22 protein-coding genes are annotated in these 20152 nt (G+C 67.9%); 9 read left to right on the plus strand and 13 right to left on the minus strand.

Translation table 11 applies throughout. The annotated features are described in order from the left end of the window. Positions 1-6: 6 nt before the first annotated feature. Both RIB98_08895 and RIB98_08900 read left to right on the plus strand, forming a co-directional pair. Positions 7-864 (plus strand): type II secretion system F family protein, encoded by an 858-nt coding sequence (locus RIB98_08895; GenBank protein ID MEQ8841086.1) that lies wholly within the window; start codon positions 7-9, stop codon positions 862-864. Beyond that, positions 864-1868 (plus strand): DnaB-like helicase C-terminal domain-containing protein, encoded by a 1005-nt coding sequence (locus RIB98_08900; GenBank protein ID MEQ8841087.1) that lies wholly within the window; start codon positions 864-866, stop codon positions 1866-1868. Before RIB98_08895 ends, RIB98_08900 begins: the two co-directional genes overlap by 1 nt. 6 nt (positions 1869-1874) lie before the next feature. Here the strand turns inward: RIB98_08900 and RIB98_08905 are convergent, their stop codons facing one another. Further along, the gene (locus tag RIB98_08905) at positions 1875-2804 is read right to left on the minus strand and encodes an ROK family protein (GenBank protein MEQ8841088.1); all 930 of its coding nucleotides are present in this window, start codon (positions 2802-2804) and stop codon (positions 1875-1877) included. An 82-nt stretch (positions 2805-2886) separates the two neighbouring features. Here RIB98_08905 and RIB98_08910 point away from each other — a divergent pair, with 82 nt between their 5' ends. The 4 genes from RIB98_08910 to RIB98_08925 are packed head-to-tail and all read left to right on the plus strand — an operon-like array spanning position 2887 to position 6872. After that, positions 2887-3381 (plus strand): MarR family transcriptional regulator, encoded by a 495-nt coding sequence (locus RIB98_08910; GenBank protein MEQ8841089.1) that lies wholly within the window; start codon positions 2887-2889, stop codon positions 3379-3381. A gap of 5 nt (positions 3382-3386) precedes the next feature. Further along, positions 3387-4178: a TauD/TfdA family dioxygenase gene (locus RIB98_08915; GenBank protein MEQ8841090.1), complete on the plus strand. Its 792-nt coding sequence runs from the start codon at positions 3387-3389 to the stop codon at positions 4176-4178. A 3-nt stretch (positions 4179-4181) separates the two neighbouring features. After that, positions 4182-5744: a hypothetical protein gene (locus tag RIB98_08920; GenBank protein ID MEQ8841091.1), complete on the plus strand. Its 1563-nt coding sequence runs from the start codon at positions 4182-4184 to the stop codon at positions 5742-5744. Between the two features lie 33 nt (positions 5745-5777). Then, the gene (locus tag RIB98_08925) at positions 5778-6872 is read left to right on the plus strand and encodes a Vms1/Ankzf1 family peptidyl-tRNA hydrolase (GenBank protein MEQ8841092.1); all 1095 of its coding nucleotides are present in this window, start codon (positions 5778-5780) and stop codon (positions 6870-6872) included. A gap of 57 nt (positions 6873-6929) precedes the next feature. Here the strand turns inward: RIB98_08925 and ltaE are convergent, their stop codons facing one another. The 8 genes from ltaE to RIB98_08965 all read right to left on the minus strand — a co-directional run bounded on the left by ltaE (position 6930) and on the right by RIB98_08965 (position 15075). Then, positions 6930-7946, minus strand: a complete 1017-nt coding sequence (gene ltaE, locus RIB98_08930) for a low-specificity L-threonine aldolase (GenBank protein MEQ8841093.1) — start codon at positions 7944-7946, stop codon at positions 6930-6932. Positions 7947-7974: 28 nt separating this feature from the next. Then, positions 7975-9075, minus strand: a complete 1101-nt coding sequence (locus RIB98_08935) for an ABC transporter permease subunit (protein ID MEQ8841094.1) — start codon at positions 9073-9075, stop codon at positions 7975-7977. Next, positions 9072-10028 (minus strand): ATP-binding cassette domain-containing protein, encoded by a 957-nt coding sequence (locus tag RIB98_08940; protein ID MEQ8841095.1) that lies wholly within the window; start codon positions 10026-10028, stop codon positions 9072-9074. Before RIB98_08940 ends, RIB98_08935 begins: the two co-directional genes overlap by 4 nt. 47 nt (positions 10029-10075) lie before the next feature. Further along, a complete protein-coding gene (locus tag RIB98_08945; protein MEQ8841096.1) occupies positions 10076-10765 on the minus strand; it encodes a TylF/MycF/NovP-related O-methyltransferase in 690 nt (229 codons plus the stop codon). 29 nt (positions 10766-10794) lie between these two features. Beyond that, the gene (locus tag RIB98_08950; protein MEQ8841097.1) at positions 10795-11355 is read right to left on the minus strand and encodes a class I SAM-dependent methyltransferase; all 561 of its coding nucleotides are present in this window, start codon (positions 11353-11355) and stop codon (positions 10795-10797) included. Next, positions 11355-13958: a valine--tRNA ligase gene (gene valS / locus RIB98_08955; protein ID MEQ8841098.1), complete on the minus strand. Its 2604-nt coding sequence runs from the start codon at positions 13956-13958 to the stop codon at positions 11355-11357. The genes RIB98_08950 and valS overlap by 1 nt, the downstream gene beginning before the upstream one ends. A gap of 113 nt (positions 13959-14071) precedes the next feature. Then, positions 14072-14383, minus strand: a complete 312-nt coding sequence (locus tag RIB98_08960) for an AzlD domain-containing protein (protein MEQ8841099.1) — start codon at positions 14381-14383, stop codon at positions 14072-14074. After that, entirely contained in the window at positions 14380-15075 is a 696-nt protein-coding gene (locus RIB98_08965) for an AzlC family ABC transporter permease (GenBank protein MEQ8841100.1), read from the minus strand. Before RIB98_08965 ends, RIB98_08960 begins: the two co-directional genes overlap by 4 nt. Before the next feature lie 113 nt (positions 15076-15188). On the opposite strand from RIB98_08965, the gene RIB98_08970 reads away from it, so the two are divergent. Then, positions 15189-15911 (plus strand): TSUP family transporter, encoded by a 723-nt coding sequence (locus tag RIB98_08970; GenBank protein ID MEQ8841101.1) that lies wholly within the window; start codon positions 15189-15191, stop codon positions 15909-15911. Positions 15912-15928: 17 nt separating this feature from the next. Here the strand turns inward: RIB98_08970 and RIB98_08975 are convergent, their stop codons facing one another. Next, a complete protein-coding gene (locus RIB98_08975) occupies positions 15929-16429 on the minus strand; it encodes a TlpA disulfide reductase family protein (protein MEQ8841102.1) in 501 nt (166 codons plus the stop codon). Between the two features lie 4 nt (positions 16430-16433). Here RIB98_08975 and RIB98_08980 point away from each other — a divergent pair, with 4 nt between their 5' ends. Next, positions 16434-16979 carry a shikimate kinase gene (locus tag RIB98_08980; GenBank protein ID MEQ8841103.1) on the plus strand — a complete coding sequence of 182 codons (546 nt, stop codon included), beginning with the start codon at positions 16434-16436 and terminating at the stop codon, positions 16977-16979. On the opposite strand, the gene RIB98_08985 is transcribed toward RIB98_08980, so the two are convergent. Next, positions 16980-18245, minus strand: a complete 1266-nt coding sequence (locus tag RIB98_08985) for a sensor domain-containing diguanylate cyclase (protein MEQ8841104.1) — start codon at positions 18243-18245, stop codon at positions 16980-16982. 180 nt (positions 18246-18425) lie between these two features. On the opposite strand from RIB98_08985, the gene RIB98_08990 reads away from it, so the two are divergent. Further along, positions 18426-19640, plus strand: a complete 1215-nt coding sequence (locus RIB98_08990; GenBank protein MEQ8841105.1) for an acyl-CoA dehydrogenase family protein — start codon at positions 18426-18428, stop codon at positions 19638-19640. 36 nt (positions 19641-19676) lie between these two features. Here RIB98_08990 and RIB98_08995 read toward each other — a convergent pair whose 3' ends face one another. Together RIB98_08995 and RIB98_09000 are read right to left on the minus strand one after the other, a co-directional pair. After that, a complete protein-coding gene (locus RIB98_08995; protein MEQ8841106.1) occupies positions 19677-19970 on the minus strand; it encodes a hypothetical protein in 294 nt (97 codons plus the stop codon). Then, the gene (locus RIB98_09000; protein MEQ8841107.1) at positions 19967-20146 is read right to left on the minus strand and encodes a hypothetical protein; all 180 of its coding nucleotides are present in this window, start codon (positions 20144-20146) and stop codon (positions 19967-19969) included. Before RIB98_09000 ends, RIB98_08995 begins: the two co-directional genes overlap by 4 nt. Positions 20147-20152: the final 6 nt, after the last annotated feature.

The following is a 20152-nucleotide window of genomic DNA, read 5'->3' on the forward strand; positions in this document are numbered from 1 at the left end:
CCACCTGTGCCGATACACATCACTCTCGCAGCCATCGGAATCGCCCTGTCGATCCCCGTCCTCGGCTGGACGATGGCGTCAACCCGCTCGCAGAGCACCCTCATCCGCAGGAATCTCGGCCCGGCGCTCACCCGGCCGCTGGCTGCGGCGAGGCGTCCGAAGCTGCGCAACACGCTGCTGCCGAAGGCCTATGTCGATGACGTCGGCCGCCGCCTCGATCGTGGCGGTTTCCAGGTCGAGGTGGAGAGCTACCTGGCGATCAAGTCGATCGCCGTGGTCGTGGCCGTCCTCGCCGGCGGCCTGTGGGGAATTGCTCTCGGTGGCTCGCTGGCGGTGATCTTCCCACTGGTCGCCGGACTCGGGGCTTGGGTCCTGCCCGATCTGCAGGTCGGCGGCAAGGCGAGCGCCCGCGAGCTCCAGCTCGATCTCCAGCTGCCCGACGTGCTCGATCAGTTGACCATCAGCGTGGAGGCGGGTCTCGGGTTCGACTCCGCCCTGAAGCGGATGACGGAGAGTTCCGACGGCCCGGTCACCGATCAGCTCGCTCGTGTGCTTCAGGACATGCGGCTCGGCCTGTCGCGCGATGGTGCCCTGAAGGCGCTCGCCGAGCGAACCGACTCACCCGATCTTCGCTCGTTCGCGAACTCGATGGCTCAGGCCGGTCGCCACGGCCTGCCGATCGCTTCGGTGCTGCGGGCGCAGGCGGCCGAGGCCCGAGAGAAGCGCAAGTTCCGAGCGGAGGAGCGAGCCCACAAGGTGCCGGTGAAGATCCTCCTTCCCCTCATCCTCTGTGTGCTGCCGTGCTTGTTCATCGTGTTGATCGGTCCCGCCGTGATCCGCTACCAGGAAGGGTTCGGTGGCTGATGGCCCTGCTGGACGACATCAATGAGGTCGAGCGTCACTTCGCAGTGGCATCGCTGCTGCGACCGGCGACGGACGGACTCACGGTGGTGCGTGACACGGCAAGGCTGCCGACCGGGTTCGATCCCCTGGACCGTGTACTCGGCGGCGGATTCCGCCGCAACGACCTCATCCTCCTCGGGGGACGACCCGGCGTGGGCAAGACGATCGCCGGGCTGCAGTGGGCGCGAGCGGTCGCGATGTCCGGCGCGACCGCGTTCGTGGCCAGCTACGAGCACGACGAGCAGACCCTTCTGGGTCGGCTCATCGCATTGGAGATCGGCATGTTCGACCTCGGGCCGGTCGACATGGAGACCGAGGCGCTCGTGGCCGGGATGCTGAACGGCGAGTTCGCGGCAAACTCCGACGCCGGCCGGCACCCGCTCGTGCGTGCCGCGATCTCGCGGGTCGAGATGTATGCCGACCGCCTCGTACTCCTGCCCGCGGCACGATTGAGGATGGATCTCGATCGACTCGAGAGCGCGTATGCGTCGGTTGACGCGGAGCGCAAGCTCTTGGTGATCGACTACGTCCAGAAGGTCCCCATCGCCGGGCCGGTCTCGAGTTGGGATGCGGATGGTGCGCGCATCGTGGCGGGCCGCCTGAAGGATCTCGCGATGTCGACCTCGTCTGCGGTCGTGGCGATCGCCGCGGTCGATGACGCCGGCCTGCAGTCCAGGCGAGTGCGTGTCGAGCACCTCCGATCGGCCGCGTCGCTCAGCTATGAAGCCGACATCGCCATCATGATGAACGAGAAAGCGCTGTGCACGAGCCGGGTGCACACGGCCTACGACCTCACTCGGATCGAGGCGTTCGAAAAACTGGTCGTGTTCTCCATCGAGAAGAATCGTTCGGGTCGATCGGCGCTCGACCTCGAGTTCACGAAAGACTTCGAGCGGTTCCGGTTCGTCCCGACGGGACACTTCGTGGCCGAGACCCTGATCGACGGCGTCGCCGTCGATCAGTAGCTGGACTCATCTCTCCGCAGCGAGCAGAGCGGCACCGAGGGCGGCGGCGTCGGCACCGAGTTCCGCCGCGACCACGTCGGGGATCGGGCGGTGGTCGGCGCCGAGGAGCAGTTCCCCGAGCCAGTGGGTGACGCCGGCGATGAGCGGATCGCCGATGTCGACGAGACCGCCACCGATGACGATGCGCTCGGGGTCGAGGGTCAGCACGAGATCGGCGAGGCCGCGGGCGACTTCCCGACAGAAACCGTCGAAGACGATCCGGGCGTCGTCGTCGCCGGCCCGCATGAGTTCGACGACGTGCTGACCGACGAGATCGTCGAGACGGTCGACGTCGGCGACGGCGTCCGGGAAGCGACCGGCGGCGGCCGCCTCCCGACCCATACGACCGAGGGCGTTGCCCGATGCGTAGTACTCCCACGGCCCGTTCCGGCCCGTGATGTGCGTCGGGCCGTTCGGGTCGATCACGACATGGCCGACCTCGCCGGCGAACCCGTTGGCGCCGAGCGCGAGCCGACCGTTGATCACGAACCCCGCCCCGATCCCGGTACCGAGTGCGACATAGGCGAAGTCGTCGGCGCCGCGACCGGCGCCCAGCTTCGCCTCGGCCCAGGTGCCGGCGCTGGCGTCGTTGGCCGCCAGGACCGGAAGTCCGGTGGCGCTCGAGAGTCGCTCGGCCACCGGGAATTCGACGAGGTCGGCGAGGTTCGGGGAGTAGCGGACCACGCCGTCGCGGGTGACAAGGCCGGCGATGCCGAGCCCGACCGAGGTGGCTGCTTCGTCAGCCGTCAACTCGTCGACGATCGACCCCAGTGTCTCGATCAGCTCGTCGGGCGTTCCCGCGCTCGGTCGGCGTGCACGACCCCGCACGCTGCCGGTCTCGGCATCGATGGCGAGACCGAGGGCCTTGGTTCCTCCGACGTCGAGTCCGATGATCACCCGCCGCACGGTAGTCGCCGGCAGACCGGTGAGGTGGCGAATCTGTCTTGACAGAAAGCTTTCTGCAAAGTTACATGAGGTCATGGCCGATCTCACGACTGTCACCCTCCTGTTGGGGCGACTCTCGCGACTGAACGAGGCCGCGGTCACCGACGTCTGTGCGACCCATGGCACCACGCCGGCGGAGGTGCGGGTCATGGCGCTGCTCATGCATCGTCCAGAGCGGTCGGCCAGCCCCTCCGACATCGCCGCCTTCGTCGTGCAGACGAGCGGAGGCCTCACCGCAACACTGCGCCGCCTCGAGGCCGACGGGTATGTCGAGCGGCGCAACGATCCCGCCGACGGCCGCGGCCGTCTGGTGCAGCTCACCGACCCCGGTGCCGAGTTCCACGAGCGTGTGATCGATGCCGTCACCCGGCGGGTCAGCCGGGCGTTCCTCGACCTCGATCTCGATCTCGCCGACCAGGTCATCCGCGACCTCGTCGACGGTTTCGAGCAAGCCGAAGGCTCGGCGTCGAGCTCCGGCTTCGTCGCCGGCATCACCGTTTCGTCCCACCGCTCCCCAGCCACGAGGTGACCCACATGTCCACGACCGACTCTCCTGCCCCCACTGCTCGTCTCGACGTCGAACCGCTCAGCGGGAGGCTGGCTGCGGAGGTGCTCGTCCCGCTCGACGTGGTGCTCTCCGACGAGGGTCTCCACGCCGACCTGCGCGCCGCCCTCCACACCCACGGGGTGCTGGTGCTGCGCGCCGCGTCGCCCACGCCGGAGCAGCAGATCGCGCTGGCGGGAGTGTTCGGCGAGCCCGCGCCACCCCAGCCGCAGAACCCACGTCATCCCGACTTCGATCTGGTCTGTGTCTTCGACAGCGCCGGTGGCTACAAGGCCGACAAGTGGCACGCCGACGAGACGTTCACCGACCATCCGGTGAGCGGCGCCGTGCTGTCGATGCAGGTCAAGCCCACGGTGGGCGGCGACACCATGTGGACCAACACCGAGGCGGCCTACGACGCGCTCTCCACCGGAATGAAGACGTTGCTGGAGAACCGCCGGGCCCGGCACGAGATCTCCGAGTCGGTCGCCGCAGTGCATCCGGTGATCCGCACCCACCCGGTCACCGGCCGGAAGTCGATCTATGTCAACGACATCTTCACTCGGGGCATCGTGAACCTTCCGCCCGACGAGAGCGACGCGATCCTGCCGTTCCTCAAGCGCCATGTGCACCGCCCAGAGTTCACCTATCGCCACACGTGGGCCGCGGGCGATGTGATCGTCTGGGACAACCGCCGTACGCAGCACTACGCGCTCAACGACTTCGAGGGTCGCCGCGTCGTTCACCGGGTCGGGTTCAACGCCGAGCCGTTCGAGGACTGACCGATGCAGAGCGGACCCACCAACCCGTATCTCGCCGCGTCGTCCTACGGCGTTGCCCACGGGCGCAGCGATCAGCAGGACAACGTGCCGTGGCGAGGCCCGGAGGGCCCCACCGAGGTGCTCGACGAGACCACCGACGTGGACTACGCGTGGCTCGGCCCCTGTCACTTCGGCGGGCTGATCTCGGGGCCGTACCCCGACGGCAAGCGCACGATCTGGAGCAACGGCAAGCAGAACATCGTCAAGCTCGACTACGACACGCTCGAGGTGTTGGCCGACCACGAGATCGTCGGTGGTGGCGGCCGCTCGCCACAGTCCGAGCTCGAGGAGAACCTGCGAGGGCTCGACGAGAAGGACGGCTGGCCGGCGATCGAGCACGCCATCGAACTCTCGATGAAGTACATGACCGGGCTCGACGGCGTCTACGCCCTGCTCGACTGCGACCACACGCTCTTCCTCGGGCGCAAGGACCACGCGGTCGCCTATGTCGAGGTCGACCCGACCGATCGCACGTCGGCGATCGTCGAGCGCGACCGCTGGTACAAGCCCGACCACATCGCCGGCGCGTTCGTCGGGATGAACATCACCTTCGACGGTCGGCTCGTGATGTCGACCGACCGCGGCTGGGTGGTCGTACTCGCGCGTGACTTCAGCGAGTACCACGCCATCCAGGTGGCCGGCGGCGCCGAGCACGCCGAGAGCTACTGCACCGAGATGGAGGCCGCCGGTCGCGTCGGCTACGGCTGGATGCGCACCAGCATGTGCGTGGACGACGACAACGCCATCTACTGCTCGTCCAACGACCACCATCACAAGCTGCGCTGGACGGGCACCGAGCTCACCGACGCCGAATCGGCCGGCGGCTGGACCATCGCGTACCGCAACGGCGGCGGCACCGGCTCGGGCACGACACCCTCACTCATGGGATTCGGTCCCGACGAGGACAGGTTCGTGGTGTTCGGCGACGGCGACGAGGTGGTCAACATCACCCTCGCCTGGCGCGACGACATCCCCGCCGACTGGGTGCAGCTCCCGAACGCTCCCGATCGCCGTATCGCCGGCCTCGGCCCCGCCAACATGGGCGACCCGGACCTGCCGACCATCCAGACCGAGCAGTCGATCACGGTGTCGGGCTATGGCGCGATGACGGTCAACAACGAGCCGGCCACGATCCCCGACGGGTTTCCTGCCCAGGGGGTTCGCATGCTCTGCTTCATGCTCGGCCACAAGCCCGAGTTCACGCCCCACGGGCTGCACAAGTACGTGTGGGACCCGATCGCCCGTGAGCTCCGCGAGGCCTGGGTGAACCACGAGGTGTCGTCGCCGAACTCGGTGCCCTTCGTGGCCGAGGCGAGCGGACTCGTGTACACCTGTGGCGTTCGCGACGAGAAGTGGACCATCGAGGCGGTGCACTGGGAGACCGGCGAGGCCGCATTCCACTACGTGCTCGGCGGGTCCAAGTTCAACACCATCGGCGCCGGGGTGACGGTCGACGACGACGGTCGACTCTTGTTCGGGTCGATGTACGGAAAGACCCGGATCCGCCGGGGGCCCGGTCCGGCCTGATTGGAGCTGCCGCATACCGGGTAGGCCCCCCGCATGGACACCACGACTTCGATCACCAACCACCCCGTCGCGCTCACCGAGGCGCTCGAGCACCACGGAGCAGGGACCGCGACCGTGTATCTGCCGTCGCCCAGCGACAACCTCGAGGCCGACGATCGGTTCTCGATTCGACGGCGCAACGTGGCGGGCCTGCTCGACAAGGCCGGCGCGTCGCCCGCGACGATCGCGACCATCGAGACGGCACTCGAGAACTGCGAACACGGTGACGGCGAAGGTTTCGTCGTCGTCGCTCGCGATGAGGAACTCGTACTGGTGCACGAGACCCGCCGACCCATCGACGGCGATCACGTCGCGGTGGGCCCGCTGCCACAGCTCCTGCCCGCCATCGCGGCGACGCAGCACGACCTACCGCATCTCGCAGTGCTCCTCGACCGAACCGGCGCCGACCTGTTCCTGCGCTCCGGGCCGGGCGCCGTGGTTGCCATCGACGAGAGCGAGGGAGACGACACCCGGATCCAACGGAGCCACCCGGGGGGATGGTCGCAGCGTCGCTTCCAACAGATCGCCGAGAATGCCTGGGAGAACAACGCAAAGGACGTGGTCGCCGACATCCTCTCCGCCCATCCCGATGTCGAGTTGCTGGTGGTCGGTGGCGACGTACGAGCCGTCGGGTTCTTCGAGGAACACGTTCCCGAGAGGTTGCGCCCGGTACTCCACGCGCCCGGGTCTCGCCAGAGCGATCACGAGGCCTTCCTCGCGGCGGCTGACACGTTGATCGCCGATGTCGTGGCCCGGCAGATGACCGAGGTCTTGCAGGAGGTTCGCGGGGCGGTGAAGAGCGGCGGCGGTGTCGAGGGTGACGAAGTCCTGGATCTGTTGTCGCAGGGGCGCGTCCGGCGACTGATCGTCGGCGACGACACCCTCGAAGATGACCGTCCGACTGCGTACTTCGACCTCGCCGGCGGGTTCCGCAGCGGCCCCGAAGCGCCGGACGGGTCAAAGGGTGTGGAGGCGGTGTCGACCGACGCCGCGCTCTTCCTCGCGCTGCGTCTCGGTGTCGAGGTGATCGTCGCGCCCTCGTCGGCGATTCGTGCCGTGCCGCCGCTGGCGGCAGTGCTCCACGAGTGATCTACCCGTCGGGTCGCCGACGCTGAATCAACCCGGCACACCCGCCGTGCCGCACGGTCAGCCGAGGATCCGGCCGAAGCGGGCGATCGCGGTCTCGACATCGGCGGCGTCGACATCGAGGTGGGTGACGAGCCGGGCGGAGGCGCCACCATCGCCACTGGACGACGCGAGAACGCGGACGCCGGCACCGGCCAGCTGGTCGACGAGGTCCACGGGTGCGTCGCCGATCCGGAGGAACACCATGTTCGTGTTGCGGGCGACGATGGTGACCGAGCCGATCTCGGCGAGGCCCTCGGCGAGCCGGGCGGCGTTGGCGTGGTCATCGGCCAGCCGGTCGACGTGATGGTCGAGTGCATGGAGGCCGGCCGCCGCCAGCACACCGACCTGGCGGAGGCCGCCGCCCAGCATCTTGCGCCAGTGTCGGGCCTCCTCGATCAGTGCGGCCGAGCCACTCAGCACCGATCCCGCCGGGGCGCCGAGTCCCTTCGACAGGCACAGCGACACGGAGTCGAACGGGGCCGCCAGCTCGGCGCCGGTGATGCCGAGCTCGGTGACCGCGTTCCACATGCGGGCGCCGTCGAGGTGCACGGCGAGGCCGTGGGCACGAGCGACGCCCACCGCCTCGTTCATGCGGTCGACCGACTGGGCCGCGCCGTCCTTGGTGTTCTCCAGACACAGCAGACGGGTGCGGGCGAAGTGGTCGTCCTTCGGCTTGACCGCCGCGGCGATGGCGGCCGGGTCGGGCAGACCGTCGGCCAGCATCGGCACGGGCTGGGGCTGGATGCCGCCGAGAACGGCGCCGCCGCCGCCCTCCCAGCGATACGTGTGGGCCATGTCGCCGACGATGTACTCGTCGCCGCGCCCACAGTGGGCGAGCAGCGCACACAGATTCGACTGGGTCCCACTGGTGACGAACACGGCCGCTTCCTTGCCGAGCCGTTCGGCGACCGTGGCTTCGAGCCGGGTGACCGTGGGGTCGTCGCCGAACACGTCGTCGCCCACCTCGGCCTCGGCCATCGCGGTGCGCATGGCCGGCGCCGGTCGGGTCACGGTGTCAGAGCGGAGATCGATCACCCGCCGAGTCTGCCCGGTCTCGCCGCGCTCAGTCGATGTCGCGTCGAACGAACAGCCAGGTGGCGAGCGTCGCCATGACCATCGCCCAGACCAGGGCGATCAGCCCGCCGCGCAGATAGTCGTGGGCGTAGACCGTGAGCCATTCACCCCGCAGCCGCACATAGCGGGGAACATTGGCCTCGCTGATGAACGCGAGGGCGTTGGTGAAGAGCTCCCAATGCCGGAAGTTCCGGGCCAGCAATTCGATGAGGATGTTCGACACCGCGAACCAGCCGAGGATCAGACCCACCGAGGCGGTCGTGTTGCGGGCGATGACGGCGACCGACATGGCGATCACGAAGAAGAGACCACCGACCAGGGCGGCGCGGAGGATCACCGAGATCACGTCGACCCAGAAGCGGGTGTCGACGCCCTGGGTCGTGCCGTGGAGATCGGCCAGGAGCAGGAACAGACCGGCGAGCCACGCCAGCACGACCGTGGTGACCACTGCCGATGACACGAACCCGGCGACGAACTTGGCGGTGAGTACGCGCCCTCGCCGCGGTTCCCAGAGCAGCAGGTTCTCGACCGTGCCCGACTTGTACTCGGCGCCGACGAACGACGCCCCGATGATCACGGAGAGCACCAGCGAGAACGTCGCAACTGCGGGGAGTATGCCGACCAGCCCCTCGCTGGCGTTGCGGAAACGGTCGGCGCCGATCGTGAAGTCGTCGGCCCGATTCGAGCTGGGCCGTTGTTCGCTCCAGTCGGTGATCGAGCTGGCGGCGTAGCCCTCGGTGAGGAGCTCTGTTGCGAAGAAGCGCTGGTCCTCGCCGCGGAACCAGACCGGATCGTTGAAGCAGTAGTCCTCCCGCAGGCGACGATCGATCTCCGACTGTTCGAACCCGTCGAACTCGGGGAAGTCACGTTGGAACTGTTCGTCGGTCAGCGACTCGAAGTAGGACAGGCAGTCGTCGGTCGCAATGGCGGCCTGCTCGACGGCACCATCGTCGGTCGGGGCCTCGCTGCTGGTCTGGGTGAAGCTGATCCCGAATGCGAGCAGAATGACCGCGCCGGCGATCCCGGCCGTGATCCAGACGATGCGACGGCCACGGAAGCGGGCGAATTCGGTGCGGATGAGACGGCTCACGATGCCGCCTCGTCGTCGACGGAACTCGGCTTCTGGGAAGCCGTGAGTTCGAGGAAGGCGGACTCGAGGGAACCCTGTGGCGCATCGAGGCCCCGCAGGTACAGGCCGGCCCGGGCCAGGGTCTCGGTGATCCGGGCGCCCTCGGAAGGGGCGAGGTCGACCTCGAGGGTGTGCGGGGCGCCGCCGGCTCGGGCGGGAATGCCGGCGTCGGCCAGGACCACCAGCGCCGCGACGGCATCGTCGATCGTGACGCGCAGGCGGCCACGGCTCACGCTGTGCACGACGTCGTCGACGGACCCGCTGCGGATGACCCGGCCCTTGTTGATGATGGTCAGCACGTCGCAGGTCTGCTGCACCTCACCGAGTTGGTGGCTGCTGACGAACACCGTCTTGCCCTCGGCGGCCAGGTTTCGGAGCAGCGTCCGGATCTCGACGATGCCGGCGGGGTCGAGCCCGTTGGCGGGCTCGTCGAGGATCACGACGTCGGGATCACGCAGCAGCGTCGCACCCACGGCGAGGCGTTGCTTCATGCCGAGCGAGTAGGAGCCGAACGAATCGCGGGCCCGGTCGTCGAGCCCGACGACCTCGAGCACCTCGTCGATGCGGGTGTCGCCGATGCCGGCCACGCTCGCGAGCATCCGCAGGTTCTTGCGGCCCGAGAAGGTGGGGAAGAACTTCGGTGTCTCCACCAGTGCACCCACCCGGTGGATCACGGTGTGGAGGTCGGCGACGTCGGCATCGAGCACGCGGACCGATCCCGCCGTGGGCTTGATCAAACCGAGCAGACAGCGGATCGTCGTGGTCTTTCCCGACCCGTTGGGGCCGAGGAAGCCGTGGACACCTCCGCCCTCGACCACGAGGTCGAGATCGTCCACGGCAACGGTCGCGCCACCTCGTCCGTACTCCTTGCGAAGGCCGATCGCCTCGATCACCGCCACGGGCGTCTCCTTCACGAGCGCTTGGTCGGGTCAAGCTACGCCAGGAGTTCGCCGATCCAGCGTCAGAGTCGGTGTGGAATCTGGTCGCTGTGTTGGACGACGAACGAGGTGCCGGCGCGATGGAAATCGCGATAGCGCTCGAAGTGCCATTGGGGGTGATCGCGGGCGAACTCGAGCATGATCGACTGCTCGCCGGAGATACGTGTCGGCGTCCAGCAGTAGTAGTCGTCGAAGGCCAGGATCATGCCGTGCTTCAGGCGGGACTCGAGGAACTCGAAGACCGTCACGGCGCTCGAGTACATGTTGCAGTCGATCAGGCAGACGGCGATGTCGGTGGGGTCGCCGTCGGTGCCGAGCCGGGGAAGGGTGGTATCGAAGTAGCCCTCGGTCGCCGTGTAGGCCTCTCGCGGAATGCCGTGGCGGTCGCAGGCCTCGTAGAACTTCCCGACACCACCACCGCCCATCGGACCGCCGGGTCGCCACCCTGGGTGGTAGTCGCGGTCGTCCTTGGCCTCGGGGAGCGGTTCGAACGAGTCGTAGGCCCACATGTGGCGATCGGATCGACCGGTGAGCACCATGGCCTGGTAGGCCATGTTCATCGTGTTGCCGCCCCACGAGCCGAACTCGACATAGTCGCCGGAAATGCCGTTGATGTTCTGGCTGGTCCAGGCATCGTAGAAGAACACGAGGTAACCCTCGAGCGCTCGCTGCACGGCTCGCGAAATCGGGTCGACGTCGTCATCGAGGTACATGAGGGGCCGAGAGTAGCGTCTGGTCGGACTCAGGCGCGCACCACGAGGTGGGCCTCGTGGCGGCCGTTGCCCCGCCACTCTTCGGAGTGGTGGAGGATCGTCGTGCCGTCCACCAGACCGGGGAGCTCGCCGGGTTCGAGCAGGAACGGCGCACCGGGTCGTTCGTGGCGTTCGAGGTTCGTGGTCGTGGCGATCACCACACCCAGCAGACCTCCCGGGGCGAGCCGCTGGATCATCGCCGGGAAGAGATCGCGCTGGAGGTAGTTGGCCGCCGTGATGACCTGCCACGGCCCGTCCGGTGGCGGCTGCTCCTCGAAATCGATCTCGAGTGTGTCGAGTTCGAGTCCCTCGGTTCCCGCCAGCTCGCGGGCCTGGGCCAGTGCGATGTCGCTGATGTCGGCGACCGTGACCTGAAGGCCACGCCGGGCGAATTCGATCGAGTCCGATCCGGCGCCGCCGGCGATCTCGAGGAGCGTGCCCGATGGCGGCAGCCACGGCGCGAGCAGCTCGGCCAGCCTCGATCCGTGCGTCGTGCCGACACCGGCCGAGGCCCACTTCCGGTTCCAGCGGTCGCGGTCACCCGCGGCCATCAGCTCGCCTCGGCTTCGGGCTCCAGTTCGGCGATGACCTCGATCGTGGTGCGGTCGGTGACGGTGCCGGTGGTGACCGACTCGATCATGCCGGCGGCCTTGACGTCGTCGATGACCTGATCGAGGAGATCGAGTTGCGCCTTCGTGGCGGCGAAGGTGGCCGAGGTGACCGGGGTGCGGAGCTTGCGCTTCGCCTCGGACTTCTCGCGACGCACGATGCCGAGCGCCTCGGTGGCAACGTCACTCGGCCCGGGGCCGGTGCCGGCCCCGGCGGCGCGCAGATCGGTCGAGGCGGGCCACTCAGCCGTGTGGATCGAGCCGTCGTGCCACCAGTTCCAGACCTCTTCGCTGACGAACGGGAGGAATGGCGCGAACAGTCGCTGCAGGGTCGAGAGGGCAAGCCGCAGCGAGTGCTGGGCAGAGGCCGCTCGGTCGTTGCCGAATTCGCCGTAGGCACGGGCCTTCACGAGCTCGACGTGGTTGTCGGTGAACCACCAGAAGAAGGCCTCGGTGCGTTCGAGCGAACGGGCGTAGTCGAACGCGTCGAAGGCCTTCGTTGCGTCGTCGACGAGGTCGGCCAGCTTGTCGAGCATCGACCGGTCGAGCGGTTCGGTGATCGCCGCCGGGTCGATCGTCGAATCGCCGTCGCCGAAGCCGAGCACGAACTTGGTCGCGTTGAGCAGCTTGATCGACAGTCGGCGCCCGATCTTCATCTGGCCCTCGTCGAAGGCGGTGTCGGTACCCGGTCGGCCCGACGACGCCCAGTAGCGCACCGCGTCGGAGCCGTACTGCTCCAGCAGCTCGGTGGGAACGACGACGTTGCCCTTGGACTTCGACATCTTCTTGCGGTCGGGGTCGAGGATCCAGCCCGAGAGCGTGGCGTTCCTCCACGGGGCGACGCCCTCGTCGAAATGGGCCCGCACGACGGTGCTGAACAACCAGGTGCGGATGATGTCGTGGGCCTGCGGCCGGACGTCCATGGGGAACGTGGCGGCGTAGAGCTCGGGGTCGGTCTGCCACCCGCACGCGATCTGGGGCGTGAGCGACGAAGTGGCCCACGTGTCCATGATGTCGGGCTCACCGATGAACCCCAGCGGTTCGCCGCGTTGCTCGGCGGTGTAGCCCGGGGGGACATCGGTGGACGGGTCGATCGGCAGGCTGTCGAGCTCGGGCGTGATCGCCTCGTCCCAGTCGGGTTCGCCCGATGCGTCGAGCGGATACCAGAGCGGGATGGGCACACCGAAGAAGCGCTGGCGACTGATCAGCCAGTCACCGTTGAGGCCCTCGATCCAGCTGGCGAAGCGGGACTGCATGTAGCCGGGGACCCAGTTGATCTCGTCGCCGCGAGCGACGAGCGCATCCCGAAGATCGGTGTCGCGGCCGCCGTTGCGGATATACCACTGGCGGCTGCTGACGATCTCGAGGGGCTTGTCGCCCTTCTCGAAGAACTTGACCGGGTGGGTGATGGGTCGGGGCTCGCCGTCGATGTCACCCGATTCGGCGAAGATCTTTGCGATCTCGTCCTGGGCATTCTTCGAGCGAAGACCGGCGAGGCGCTGGTAGGCGGCTCGGCCGGTGTCAGAGGTGATCCAGTCGGGTGTCTCGTCGGCGAACTTGCCGTCGCGCTGGATGACGGTGCGGACGGGAAGGTCGAGCTCGCGCCACCAGGTGACGTCGGTGGTGTCGCCGAAGGTGCAGATCATGGCAATGCCGGTGCCCTTCTCGGGGTCGGCGAGCTCGTGGGCGAGGACCGGCACGTCGACGCCGAAGACCGGCGACGTGACCGTGGCCGTGTCGAAGTAGGGCTGGTAGCGCTCGTCGTCGGGATGGGCGACCAGCGCGACGCACGATGGGACCAGCTCGGGCCGCGTGGTGTCGATCCAGATATCGGGGTTGCCATCGGTTCCGGCGAACTTGAGCTTGTGGTAGGCGCCGGGCATCTCCTTGTCCTCGAGCTCGGCCTGGGCGACCGCGGTCTGGAAGGTGATGTCCCACAGCGAGGGTGCCTCGACCTGATAGGCCTCGCCCCGTTCGAGATTGCCGAGGAAGCCGAGCTGGCTGATGCGCCGGGAGTGGTCGTTGATCGTCTCGTAAGTGCGGGTCCAGTCGACGGAGAGGCCGAGCCGCCGGAAGAGCGCCTCGAAGATCTTCTCGTCCTCGACCGCCAGCTCGTGGCAGAGCTCGATGAAGTTCGGGCGACTGATCGCGACGGTCGGGCGTTTGGCGATGGCCTTGGGGTCGCCGGCGTCGTCGGGCGCGGTGAAGTCGGGGTCGTAGAGGAGCGAGGGGTCGCAGCGGACACCGAAATAGTTCTGGACGCGACGTTCGGTGGGCAGCCCGTTGTCGTCCCACCCCATCGGGTAGAAGACCTCTTTGCCCGCCATGCGCTGGTAGCGGGCGACGGTGTCGGTGTGGGTGTAGGAGAACACGTGGCCGACGTGGAGTGAGCCGGAGACCGTGGGCGGCGGTGTGTCGATGGAGAAGACTTCGTCGCGCGACTTCGACGCGTCGAAGTGGTAGATCCCGGTCTCGTCCCATACGGCATCCCACTTGTCCTCGAGGCCGGCGAGGTCGGGCTTTTCGGGAATGCGGGACGTGCTCATAGACCGCCGAGACTACCGTTGCATTCGGGGTCAGACCCCCGTTGCAGTTGGGGTCAGACCCTGAATGCAACGGGGGTCTGACCCCAGTGCTGCACGCCCGTTGCGGTTTTGGCTCAGCCGAGGGCGGCGAGGGTCCAGAGGACGGGCATGCCGATGAAGAGGCAGAGGGCGACGCTCTTCGTGCGCCAGGAGATCAGGGCGACCACGACGATGGTCAGGTGCCATTCGTCGACGCCGCGGAACCCGTCGTCGGCGTAGAAGATGGCGTTGGCGGTGATGGCGGCCAGCACCGCCGGCGGGATCATCGACAGCACGGTGTTGATCCGGGGCGGGATCTCGCCGATCCGGCCGGCCAGGGCCACGAAGCTCAGCCGGAGGAGATAGGTGCCGATCCCGACGATGACGATCTGGGCGACCGGGCTCATCTCGCGGCCTCGAGTCGTTCGGAGAGGTACGCGCCCACCGCGATGCCGGCCAGCGCGCCGAGCATGATGTTGATGCCGCCCGGCGCGGCACGGGTGCCCACCGCCACCGCGGCCCCGACGACGGCCGCCGCCAGCTTCGGGCGTGTCGTCAGCGTCGGCACCAGCAGCGCCATGAACATCAACGGCACGGTGAAGCCGATCTGCCAGCTCTCGGGGATGTCGCCGCCGACGAGCACACCGAGGGTGGTGCCGATCCACCACGGCAACACGAACCACGCCGCAGCGCCGAGCGCGAACCAGCGCCGGTACTCGGGATCCCGTTGCGTCTCGAATTCGAGCAGCGAGATGACGGCGGTCTGGTCGGCCATCACGTAGGCGAGCCCGAACCGCCACCGCGACGAGAAGTCGCGATACGCCGGCGCGAGTGACGCGGAGTAGAGGGCGAAGCGCAGGTTGATGGTGAGCGCAGTGATGACGGCCACGAACCACGGGGCGCCGTCGTCGATGAGTTCGACGAGCGCGAGCTGGGCTGCGCCGGCGAGGATCGCGAACGAGGCGAAGATGCCGGTCGCATCGCTCAGCCCTTTGTCGACCGCGGTGGCGCCGTAGACGATGCCGAACGGCCATGCGATCAGCGACAGCGGAAAGATCCGGCGGACCCCGTTGGCCATGGCGGTTCGGCGACTGAACACCGAGGCAGTGTGCCAGCTCGCTCCGGACATCCTCGGACGAATTCGCCTCCGTTCGTGCCATGGCGCACCGCAGTCATGGACAAGTTGAGTAACATACAAGTAAAATACAAGTTGTGTCCGAGGTCGAGCTCGCCGTGATCTTCGTCGCCGCAGTGCTCACCGCGGCGCTCACGGCGGTGGCGGGGGCAGGCGGTGGCGTCGTCCTGCTCGTGGTCATGCTCCAGTTCCTCGATCCGGCGGTGGCGATCCCCGCGCACGGTGTGGTGCAACTGGTGTCCAACGGCACCCGCACGCTCACCATGCGCCACGACGCCGACACGTCGTTGTTGCGGTGGTACCTGCCGCTCCTGATTCCGGCAACCGTGGCCGGCTACTTCATCGCCGACGGCATTCCCCGCGACAGCGGGAAGGCCGTGGTCGGTGTCTTCGCGTTGCTCGCGGTGTGGTGGCCGGCCGCCACGGCGTGGCTCGCGCCACCGGGTGGGGGAGTGCGGCGGCTCAGCCTGGTGGGCGCGGTGGCCGGTCTGCTCAACCCGACGCTCGGCGCCCCGGGTCCATTGCTGGCGCCGGCGTTTCGGACGGTGACGAGCGATCATGTGGGCTTCGTGGCGACCTTCTCGCTCGTGCAGTTCATCAACCACGCAGTGAAGGTCGTCGTGTTCGGTGTGGCCGGGTTCGTCTGGCGCGAACACCTGCCGATGATCGTGCTGGCCGGTACCGGCGTGGTGATCGGCACCCGGGTCGGCGCTCGCCACATCGGCCGCTTCGACCCGATCGTGCTGGGCCGTGTCTTCCAGGTCGCGGCCACGGTCGGCGCGCTGCGGCTGATCGTCTGACCCGGCGCTGACCCCGGCTAACCGCGATCGACGAGTTCGTCGACCTTCGCGGTGAGCGTCTCCTCGGTGAGCACCCCGGTGTGGACGTCGACGACCTCGCCGGTGGCGGTCACGAAGACGGTGGTCGGCAGCCCGATCGCCTGGAAGCGACTGAGCGCCGAGCCATCGGCATCCCAGAGCGTCGGGTAGCTGATGCCGGTGGCGGCAATGATGCGTTGTCCCGCTGCGGCGGTGGCGTCCTCGGACAGACCCACGAAGTCGACGGTGTCGCCGAGGGCCCGGTGGACGGCGTCGAACGCGGGCATCTCGGCCACGCAGGGCGCACACGACTCGGCGAAGAAGTTGATGACCAAGGGGCGGCCGTCAGTGTGGCGCAGTTCCGCGGGCTGGCTGTCGAAGTCCCGGACCGCGATGGGGGTGAAGGCATCGGCCTCCGGTTCGCTCTCCCCGCAGGCCGAGGCCAGCGTGACGATCGCAAGTGCGATGGCCACGACTCGCCGAGCGGTGGAGGAGCGCATGGACGTGACGGTATCCGCCCCGGCCTTCTGGCACGCTGTCGCGATGGTGAACCGCCGACCGCATGTGGCGATCGTGGGGCAGATGGGGGTGGGCAAGTCAACGCTCGGCCGCGCGCTCGCGTCGGCGCTCGATCGTCGCCATGTCGACGGTGATGATGAACTCGAGGCCGGTACCGGACGGAACGCCACCGGGATTCTCGACGAGCTGGGGCTTGCTGCGCTGCACGAGGCCGAGGCGGAGGTGTTCCTCGCCCGACTCGCAGAATCCGAGCCACTGGTGATCAGCGCGTCGGCCTCGGTGATCGAGTCGCCGATCTGCCGATCGGCGATGGCGGAGCATGCGGTGGTCGTGTGGATCGACGGGTCGCCACTCGACGTCGCGGTCCGGTCTGCTGGAGCGGCGCACCGACGTCCGCTCGACGATGCCGAGGTGATGGCCATCGACACCCGCCGGCGGCCGCTCTACGAGGCCGCGGCCGATCTGGTGGTGGACAACGACACCGGTGTCGACGTCGTGGCCGAACGGGTGAGTCCGCTTCTGGAACAGTGATCAGCCGGGCGGCGCCGGTTTCGTCGTGTGGGCGACGACGACCCTGTTGCCGCCCTGGGTCCTTGCGTGGTCGAGGGCGCCGGCGGCGCGGTGGAGGATCTCCTCTATCGTGCCGCCGGAGGCCGATCCGATCACGCCGATCGACAACGAGAACGGGGGATCGTCACTGTTCGACTGGGCCAGTACGAGCTCCTCGCGCAGTCGTTCGAAGGCGCGGGTGGCGTCCTCAGGACTGGTGCGCGGGAGCACGAACAGGAACTCGTCGCCACCGATGCGACCGATGACGTCGCCGGGGCGCACGGCCTTGCGGGCCACCCGGGCGATGAGCTGGAGGGCCCGGTCGCCGGCCTCGCGGCCCTCGGTCTCGTTGAGCCGGCTGAAGCGGTCGATGTCGGCGACGGCGACGGTGAAGGGCTGGCGGTCGCGCAGCATCCGCAGGACGCGTTCCTGCATGGCCGAGCGGTCGGGGAGACCGGTCAGCTTGTCGATGTCCTCCGCGGTGGCGGCGGTGGAGATCGAGGCGCGCAGGATCGCCAATCGGGCGCCGACCAGGGTGGCGACGTCCTCGAGGAACTTGACGTCGTCGCGGCCGGGCTTCTCGCACTCGGGACCGAAGCCGTACATGACGCCGAGGAGCCGTCCCATCACGTTGACCGGGATCGCGATCGCGGACATGGGCTGGTGCAGGCGTGAGACGAGGTGGGTACAGACGTCGAGGCGGTCGGTGGTGTCGTAGACGATCGTTGTGTTCGTCCTGGCCGCGAGCGACTCCCACGGGGAGCTGCGGGTGCCTTGCTTGGTCTGATGATCGCCGGTGGCGACCGCGAGCTCCAGCACCGGATCGATCGGGTCGACCAGGTGGAGTTCCACCGGCTGCATGGAGAGGTGCTTCTTGAACGCCTCGCGCACGATGTCGATGGCGTCGGCTTCGGTGGGTGCCAGGTCGAGCGCGGCGTCGAGTTCGCGGAGCACAGCCCGTTCGACCTTCTCGTCGTGCAGCTCGCTCTTCACGGCCGAGAGTCGGCGATTGCTCTCGCGTTCACGGTCGCGATGGCGGCGGCTGAGAAGTGATCGACAGGCGATGGCCGTGGCGGCAGCGGCGACGATGGCCGGGGCCGCGACCGAGAGGACACCGTCGACGAGGTCGCGCCCGCTGGTGAGGAGGAACACGACGGCCGCAGTGACGGCGACGGCGAGCGCGACGACGAACGCGACCATGGCAGTGCGGTCGCTCCAGCGTGGTTCGTCTCGTCGTCGGGATTTCACGTGGACTCCTATCGCACAAAACGGGGCGAAGATGAGGTGAAGCAGTTGGCTCGGGACTGGAATCCGTCCGATGGCGCAGGATCTCGCCGGTGGCCGGATCGGGGGGTTGCCAGATCCCGTCCGGATCCGTACTCTCGTTGTTGTTACCGGTGAGTAACCACCCATCTCCAGGAGACCCCCATGGCCGAGTTCTCGCTCGAACTGAATGAAGACCAGCTCCAACTCCAGAAGTGGATCCACGAGTTCGCTGTCGATGTCATCCGGCCGGCGGCCGAGGAATGGGACGAGCGTGAAGAGTTCCCGTACCCGATCGTCCAACAGGCCGCCGAGATCGGCCTCTACGGCTGGGAGTTCATGGCCGAGGGCATGATGGGCGACCCCACCGGTCTGACCATGCCGGTCGCCATCGAAGAACTGTTCTGGGGCGACGCCGGCATCGGCATGGCCATCATGGGCTCCGGACTCGCCGCCGCCGGAATCGCTGCGTCGGGCACGCCCGAGCAGGTCATGGAGTGGGTGCCGCAGTGCTACGGCACGCCCGAGAAGCTCGCCCTCGGCGCGTTCGCCGCGTCCGAGCCCGATGCCGGTTCCGACGTCGGCGGCTACCGCACCCGGGCCGTCTACGACGAGGCCAAGGACGAGTGGGTCCTCAACGGCACCAAGGCGTGGATCACCAACGGCGGCATCGCCGACATCCACGTCGTCGTCGGCGTGGTCGATCCCGAACTCGGGACGAAGGGCCACGCCAGCTTCATCGTGCCGCCCAACACCAAGGGCCTGTCCATGGGCCAGAAGTACAAGAAGCACGGCATCCGTGCGTCGCACACCGCCGAGGTCGTGCTCGACGACGTCCGTGTCCCCGGCTCGTGTCTGCTCGGTGGCAAGGAGAAGCTCGACGAGCGCCTCGCCCGAGTCCGCCGTGGCGAGAAGGGCAACTCCCAAGCTGCGATGCAGACCTTCGAGGCGACCCGCCCCGCCGTGGGAGCCCAGGCGCTCGGCGTCGCCCGTGCCGCCTACGAGTACTCGCTCGAGTACGCCAAGGAGCGCCACGCGTTCGGCCGGGCGATCATCATGAACCAGTCGATCGCGTTCATGCTCGCCGACATGGCGACCGAGATCGACGCCAGCCGCATGCTGATCTGGCGGGCGGCCTGGATGGGCAAGAACGGCGAGTTCAAGAACGCCGAGGGCTCCATGGCCAAGATGAAGGCCGGCCGCACCGCCACCTGGGTGACCGAACGGGCCATCCAGATCCTGGGCGGCTACGGCTACACCCGCGAGTACCCCGTCGAGCGCTGGCACCGTGACGCAAAGATCCACGACATCTTCGAAGGCACCGAACAGATCCAGCAGCTCGTGATCAGCCGGGCCATCTCCGGTCTGCGCATCGAGTAATCGGCAAAACGTCCCCGCGGGGACGTCGTCGGGTGCTCAGCGTTCGAGGTCCAACGAGATGACCTCGACAGTGTCATCGGGTCGGAGATCGGCGTAGACGGCGACGAAGGGCACGGTCATTCCTGCGGTGACCATGATCCGGGTGCGGGTGTCTGGCGCCGGGATCATGGTGCCTTCGTAGTCTTCGGCGAGGGTGTCGATGATCGCGGTCAGGTCGTGGAGCATGAAGTCGGCCGTGGACGGCTCGCCGCTGGCAGATCGTTCGTCGGGAAGTAGTTGATCGAGGCGATCGAAGAACTGGGGAAGTACGGTGACGCGGCGCCGCGTCACTTCTGATCGGCGCGTTCGGCGCCGAGTCGTTTCGCGGTCTCGAAGATCCGACCCCGAAACTCCTCGGGGATCTCGGCGGGGTCAGTCACGATCCGGTCACGGAACGCCTTGGCCCGCTGATCCGGCGTCATGGCATCAAGTTCTTCGGCGGTGAGGGTCTCGTACTTGTCGGCCATTGGTAA

This window comes from Acidimicrobiales bacterium (assembly GCA_040219515.1).
GTDB lineage: Bacteria > Actinomycetota > Acidimicrobiia > Acidimicrobiales > Aldehydirespiratoraceae > JAJRXC01.